This is a genomic window from Phyllobacterium sp. P5_D12 (assembly GCF_054049495.1).
Map to the genome: position 1 here is coordinate 1 of NZ_JBFUMG010000309.1, position 5,279 is coordinate 5,279.

9 protein-coding genes and 1 pseudogene are annotated in these 5,279 nt (G+C 53.1%); 7 read left to right on the forward strand and 3 right to left on the reverse strand.

All coding sequences use genetic code 11. The annotated features are described in order from the left end of the window. Positions 1–75 precede the first annotated feature (75 nt). The 5 genes from ACXJ5O_RS17910 (at position 76) to ACXJ5O_RS17930 (ending at position 2,604) form a co-directional block, all read left to right on the forward strand. Positions 76–720 (forward strand): response regulator, encoded by a 645-nt coding sequence (locus ACXJ5O_RS17910; RefSeq protein ID WP_457301070.1) that lies wholly within the window; start codon positions 76–78, stop codon positions 718–720. Between the two features lie 111 nt (positions 721–831). Then, positions 832–1,374: a hypothetical protein gene (locus tag ACXJ5O_RS17915; protein WP_457301071.1), complete on the forward strand. Its 543-nt coding sequence runs from the start codon at positions 832–834 to the stop codon at positions 1,372–1,374. A gap of 373 nt (positions 1,375–1,747) precedes the next feature. Continuing rightward, positions 1,748–2,251, forward strand: a complete 504-nt coding sequence (locus tag ACXJ5O_RS17920) for a hypothetical protein (RefSeq protein ID WP_457301072.1) — start codon at positions 1,748–1,750, stop codon at positions 2,249–2,251. Between the two features lie 4 nt (positions 2,252–2,255). After that, positions 2,256–2,477: a hypothetical protein gene (locus ACXJ5O_RS17925; protein ID WP_457301073.1), complete on the forward strand. Its 222-nt coding sequence runs from the start codon at positions 2,256–2,258 to the stop codon at positions 2,475–2,477. Next, on the forward strand, positions 2,443–2,604 hold the full coding sequence (locus tag ACXJ5O_RS17930; protein ID WP_457301074.1) for an ATP-binding protein: 162 nt from the start codon (positions 2,443–2,445) through the stop codon (positions 2,602–2,604). Before ACXJ5O_RS17925 ends, ACXJ5O_RS17930 begins: the two co-directional genes overlap by 35 nt. A gap of 102 nt (positions 2,605–2,706) precedes the next feature. Here the strand turns inward: ACXJ5O_RS17930 and ACXJ5O_RS17935 are convergent, their stop codons facing one another. After that, on the reverse strand, positions 2,707–3,570 hold the full coding sequence (locus ACXJ5O_RS17935; protein WP_457301075.1) for a hypothetical protein: 864 nt from the start codon (positions 3,568–3,570) through the stop codon (positions 2,707–2,709). Positions 3,571–3,779: 209 nt separating this feature from the next. On the opposite strand from ACXJ5O_RS17935, the gene ACXJ5O_RS17940 reads away from it, so the two are divergent. Together ACXJ5O_RS17940 and ACXJ5O_RS17945 are read left to right on the forward strand one after the other, a co-directional pair. After that, on the forward strand, positions 3,780–4,073 hold the full coding sequence (locus ACXJ5O_RS17940) for a BrnT family toxin (RefSeq protein ID WP_457301076.1): 294 nt from the start codon (positions 3,780–3,782) through the stop codon (positions 4,071–4,073). After that, complete coding sequence (locus tag ACXJ5O_RS17945; RefSeq protein WP_457301077.1) at positions 4,024–4,293, forward strand: BrnA antitoxin family protein; 270 nt, start codon at positions 4,024–4,026, stop codon at positions 4,291–4,293. Before ACXJ5O_RS17940 ends, ACXJ5O_RS17945 begins: the two co-directional genes overlap by 50 nt. 83 nt (positions 4,294–4,376) lie before the next feature. Here ACXJ5O_RS17945 and ACXJ5O_RS17950 read toward each other — a convergent pair whose 3' ends face one another. Together ACXJ5O_RS17950 and ACXJ5O_RS17955 are read right to left on the reverse strand one after the other, a co-directional pair. After that, positions 4,377–4,976 (reverse strand): superoxide dismutase, encoded by a 600-nt coding sequence (locus ACXJ5O_RS17950; RefSeq protein ID WP_457301078.1) that lies wholly within the window; start codon positions 4,974–4,976, stop codon positions 4,377–4,379. A 166-nt stretch (positions 4,977–5,142) separates the two neighbouring features. Next, positions 5,143–5,279: pseudogene (locus tag ACXJ5O_RS17955) on the reverse strand (branched-chain amino acid aminotransferase); the annotation flags it as partial.

Here is a 5,279-nt window from a genome sequence, read left to right on the forward strand (position 1 = left end):
GTCCCTATTTGCACGAAGCCGAATCGGGCTACAAAAAGTACTTTGAATTAAAGCACTTATTTTGAAAGTTTTTTTTTGACAACAAAGCATTCATTTCAGGACGTATTGATCGTCGAAGATCAGCATTTGATGCGCCTCGCACTTGTGCATGAATTGCAAGCGGCGTTTCCTGCCTGTGTCCTCCACGCCGCCGCAACGATCGCCACAGCGCTGGAACTGATCGAGGCCAATCAGTTTGCACTTATTCTCATCGATCCCGGGCTGCCAGGCTACGATCCCCGGTCCGAGATGGATCGACTGAAGACTATAAGCACCGTGGTTGAACGAACGCCCGCTGCGATACACATCGTTATCACCGGCGCCGAGAGTGCACAGGAGTGGGAAGAGGTCCGGACTATTGGCGTAGCCGGCTACATTGCCAAAAACAGCCTAAAGCCCGGTACCATGACGGCCATTCTGCAGACGATAGCGGATCACGGATGTTGTGTGGGCTTGATGCACGAAACCAGCATGTCGCCGGAAGTCTACCACGCGGTACTCTCTCCGAGGGAACAGGAGCTTGTCCAGTGGATGATGCAAAGGCCGGCAAATATCAGCCGCAAGGCGATCTACGATCAGCTTGGCGAGCATCTCAATATCGATGCCGCCTCCGCAGAGCGCTTTTACAAACGCGCACGGGCCAAACTTTTGAAGTTCGGGCAGTTGCCGGAATCACTGTAGTGTGGCTTATTCTTACCTGTTATTTCGATATTTGATTTTTATCAGTCTATTTCAGCACCGGCTCGCAGTCGCCGTCATAGTCAGAATGCGGACCGGTTTGGGTGCATTTTTATGAAAGATTTTTTTAAAGTCATTTTGTGGTTGGCCCTGCTTGGACATCCCGCCATTGCGAGATCCCAATCTCCTGATCCGGACATTCTGACGATTGAACAGGCAACTGGAAAAACCGCGACATATACGGAAAAGCAGCTGCGGAGCGGGTTTGATCTGCACGAGCGAACAACGGCGACACCCTGGAGCAAAAAAGGCCAAAAGACGAGCTTTCGCGGCCCTCTGCTCAAAGACATACTCCCCAGGAGCCACCTTGCTGATGTCAAAGAATTCGAAGTTGTCGCTTATAATGACTTCATCGCAAGGGTGACGAGCAAAGAGATCGACGCTTTTTCACCCATGGTGGCCATCGAACAGCAGTGCGCGGAAGAGGACAGGGCAAGCGGTCTTTGTAAGGATGGCCAATTGTACAGGCCGCTATCGATCGACGATGGCGGGCCATTTTATCTGGTCTGGCCGCTCGACGATCTTCCCTCCTCCTACATTCTAAGCCGCAAGTCCATTTGGGTGTGGTTTGTCGTGAATGTGCGTCCCGGCCGATGAGGCGCGCGATACGCCAGATCCTGCCGTACTTCCTCTGTGTAGCTCTCCTCATCTCGTTATGTCTCAGTGTCTGGTCGATTTTGCGCACAGACACCTATAGGCAACAAACAGAAGTCACGCTTAGCCAAGCCTCTGAAATCCGATGGCGATTGGCGCAATCGAGAGAAAAGGCCGCCCGCATAAGCGGCTATCTGGAACTGTCCATGAGCACGGGGAAAAATGACCCCCGATTGTTGCAAGATCTTCGATTGTTGCGATTCAATCTGAAGTTGATAGCAAGCCTCGACTACGCAGCCGCATCATCAAGCCGCCAAACATGGCCATCCTGCACCATGCAATCGAAGCGATCGACCTTACGGTCGTGCCCGTAGCCATGCATGGCGGGAACTATGAACAGGCCCTCGGATCCATCACGACTGTCGACGGCTATCTTGTTCGCCTGGCGAGCGTGACAGTCGATTATAGCCAGGATCTGAGTGCGACCGCGCAAATCGCCACCGATGCGGCACACAACATGCTCGTCCTCTTTGGCGCTATTGCAGCGCTCATTCTGAGCATCATCGCCATCTGGCAACACAATAAAATCAGTTGGGAGAAAGATCAGCACATCAGGTCTTTTTCGTTACTCTTCGCCCATATGACCCGAACGCGGGTCGCCGCCTTGCGCCTTTTTCTGGGCTACCTGAACGGGCATTCGGTGCCGCCATCCGAAATGACGAATGCTGCCGTGCGAACAATAGCGGAGCTCGATTCGATCAATGAAGGTTTGATGATGATAGGGCATGCCCGCGCCAAGGTGCCGCCCCGCACCACTCGGCCAGATCATCAACAATATAGTCACGAACAGCAAAACAACGCTGAATGTAAACGCCGATGACGAGGTGCGCGCTGTTAATGTTCCCGCATCGCAGTTCCACTTGCTGCTGGACGAACTCGTACTGAATGCCATCAATGCGGTTGCCGGACGTACCGACCCCATCATCGCCATCACCGGAACCGTGCGACGGCGTTTCATGCGCCGTTCGCAACTGATCCTGATCATTAGCGACAATGGGGGAGGAATGAGCCTTGGCCAAGGCAAAACAGCCATTCTTCTCCACTAAAGCTGGCGGACATGTTGGCCTTGGACTCACCAACTGCGTTGAACTCATGAAGACCATGGCAGGACGTCTGGACATAAGTTCCACGCCCGGCAAGGGAACTTCGGTCAGAATCTACTATTCAATCTGAGAGACCGTTTGGAAACTCTACTGCGGCGGTCATCTGACGTGATTTTCTGCGCTTCCGGTGCTCACGTACCCAATGTACGCTGCGTCTCGAAAACCACGCCATCTACCTCGCCGCAGCAACTTTCCAAACGTTCTCTGAGCATTCAGGTGCAAGGGCAGTCTCTTTGCGGCCAAGCGCGGCCAGCCACATACTGTCGAGGCATCGGAGTTCGCGGCCGTCGATCTGGTCCAAAAACAGCCAATACTCGCCGCTTGGGAAATAATAACCCAGCATTTTTTCGCGAATTTCGGCACGCTGCAATTGTGCCTCATCGACCTGCCGCAAGACGCTGTCGATGCGGAGCTGTGCATCTCTCGGCGACCACTCCGCAAGCTCGTCGATATCGACACGTGGAAAAACCAGCCGGCTTGTGTCCAGACGGGAAAGATTGACGCAAATGCAGCCCTGCCGTGCTGCCGAGATCATCAGCCGTCCCGTCTTTGCTTCGAGGCTCTGCAGTGTCACATCCGGGCGCAGCGGATCCGCATTACCATAGCCGTAAAAATGCGTTGGCCCGGCCTGTTCGTAGTTCATGTCACAGCCAAGGAATGCAAGCACATCCGGCTTGAGCGTATGCAAAGCCCAGTAGGCCGATGTCAGCGACATCGTCGCACCCGCATAGACGAAGCCGCCATAGGCGTTTTGTGCAGGAACATAATCGGACGCAGTGTGGATCTTACGGTCGCGCGCCAAATCCGGCGCGGGCATTGCGCTCTGCGGAAAGTCACCGGCGTGGACAAGGTAGTTCCAATCGTCGCGCACCCGCCAGGCGTTGTTGATCGCGACGATCGCATCGAAAGGCGCACGCTGCCACTCACGCGATCGCACGGCATCCGGTGCGCTGCCAAGAATGAGCACTATTTTGGGAGCTGATGCCGGGCGCATTGGTTTGTTAATGGTCTCATTCCAGGCGAGAATCCAGAACAACCTAGCCCATACCTCCGCATCTGTCTTCTTAACAAATGGTCTCATACGCGGGGAACGCTAGCATGAGGGCTAGGCTATGAAGGCGAGAACAAAAAGCCATACCAACAAAGCTTGAAGAGTGTACATTATTTTTGTACACTCACATTCATATTTCTGCGTACCGGTTTTAGAGAAGATTTTATCACCAGATATTTTAAGGAGCGGTCTCATTGGAGTTCKAATGGGATGAAAATAAACGCCGACAAGTGAAGCAGAAGCATGGAGTCGATTTTTTGTATGCGGCTTTGATTTTTAGAGGCCCCGTCCTGACGAAAAGAGATGAGAGAGCGAACTACGGCGAAGAACGGTTTATTTCATTGGGTATGGTTGAGAACATTTGTTTCATAGTTGTTCATACAAATCGAAACGAGGTCACCCGTCTCATAACAGCGTGGAAAGGAGGTCAGCTTGAACATGACCAATATAAAGCGGGCATCACTCGACGACTTGGAGAAAATGGATAGGGGAGGAAAACTCTCTCGCAATTCCGGGTCCTTGAAGGGTGAGGAGTTGGGACCGGATTTTTGGGCGAATGCCCGGCTGGTAGAACCGAAAGAGCCTCGATCCGTTCACCTTAAACTTGATCCGGATGTTTTCGAGTTTTTCAAAAGTCAGGGCAAGGGGCATCTTACGCGTATGCAGGACGTCTTGAAGGCCTATGTCAAAGCTCATAACCATTCCTGAAACGGCCGGACGCTACTTGACCCAGGAGTCTAAAAACAAAAACGGCCCCGATGAGGAGGCCGTTTTCTTTGATGTAGGGCTGCTTACTTGGCCTTGCCGTAGAGTTCTTCGACATATTCCCAGTTGATCAGATTGTCGACGAACGCTTCCAGATATTTCGGACGGGCGTTGCGATAATCGATGTAATAGGAATGTTCCCAAACGTCGACGCCGAGGATTGGCGTTGCGCCATGAACCAGCGGGTTCTCGCCATTCGGGGTCTTCGAAATTTCGAGCTTGCCGTTCTTGACGGAGAGCCAGGCCCAGCCGGAGCCGAACTGCGTGGTGCCGGCAGCGATGAAATCGGTGCGGAACTTGTCATAGCCGCCGAGATCGGATTCGATAGCCTTTTCGAGCGCGCCCGGAAGCTTCTTGCCGCCGCCGCCCTTCTTCAGCCAATGCCAGAAATGCAGATGGTTGTAATGCTGGCCGGCATTGTTGAAGAGGCCGGCATTCTTGCCGTAGGACTGCTTGACGATCTCTTCGACCGAAAGATTTTCGAGGCCGGCTTCTGCAGCCAGTTTGTTGCCGTTGTCAACGTAAGCCTTATGGTGCTTGTCATGATGATATTCGAGCGTTTCGCGCGACATATAGGGTGCGAGCGCGTCGTAATCATACGGCAGTGCGGGCAATTCGAAAGCCATGGAAGTCTCCTCTTCGATTCAATTGTGACCGGATTGGCTACCGGGGAGGGGCCCCGGAATGGGATGGTCGCCAATCCTGACAAAACCTGCGTTCGTTACATAGGTCCGTATTTCTTCAGGAGCAATGCGAAACGGATCAATATTTCAGATCCGGCCAATTCGGGAGTTAAATTTTCGGTGTGGAGTGCGCGTATTCCCAATAGAGCTCCCGGGCTTTTTTGGCGATCGGACCCGGCTGAAGATCGCGGTCTTCAATACGGATAACGGGAACGACCTTCGAATGGTTCCCGGTCGAGAAAATCT

What these genes read in the sequence shown, in the direction of transcription:
- ACXJ5O_RS17915 (WP_457301071.1), top strand. Translation starts at nt 832, where the DNA reads ATGAAAGATTTTTTTAAAGTCATTTTGTGGTTGGCCCTGCTTGGACAT.
- ACXJ5O_RS17920 (WP_457301072.1), top strand. Translation starts at nt 1,748, where the DNA reads ATGCATGGCGGGAACTATGAACAGGCCCTCGGATCCATCACGACTGTC.
- ACXJ5O_RS17945 (WP_457301077.1), top strand. Translation starts at nt 4,024, where the DNA reads ATGACCAATATAAAGCGGGCATCACTCGACGACTTGGAGAAAATGGAT.
- ACXJ5O_RS17950 (WP_457301078.1), bottom strand. Translation starts at nt 4,976, where the DNA reads ATGGCTTTCGAATTGCCCGCACTGCCGTATGATTACGACGCGCTCGCA.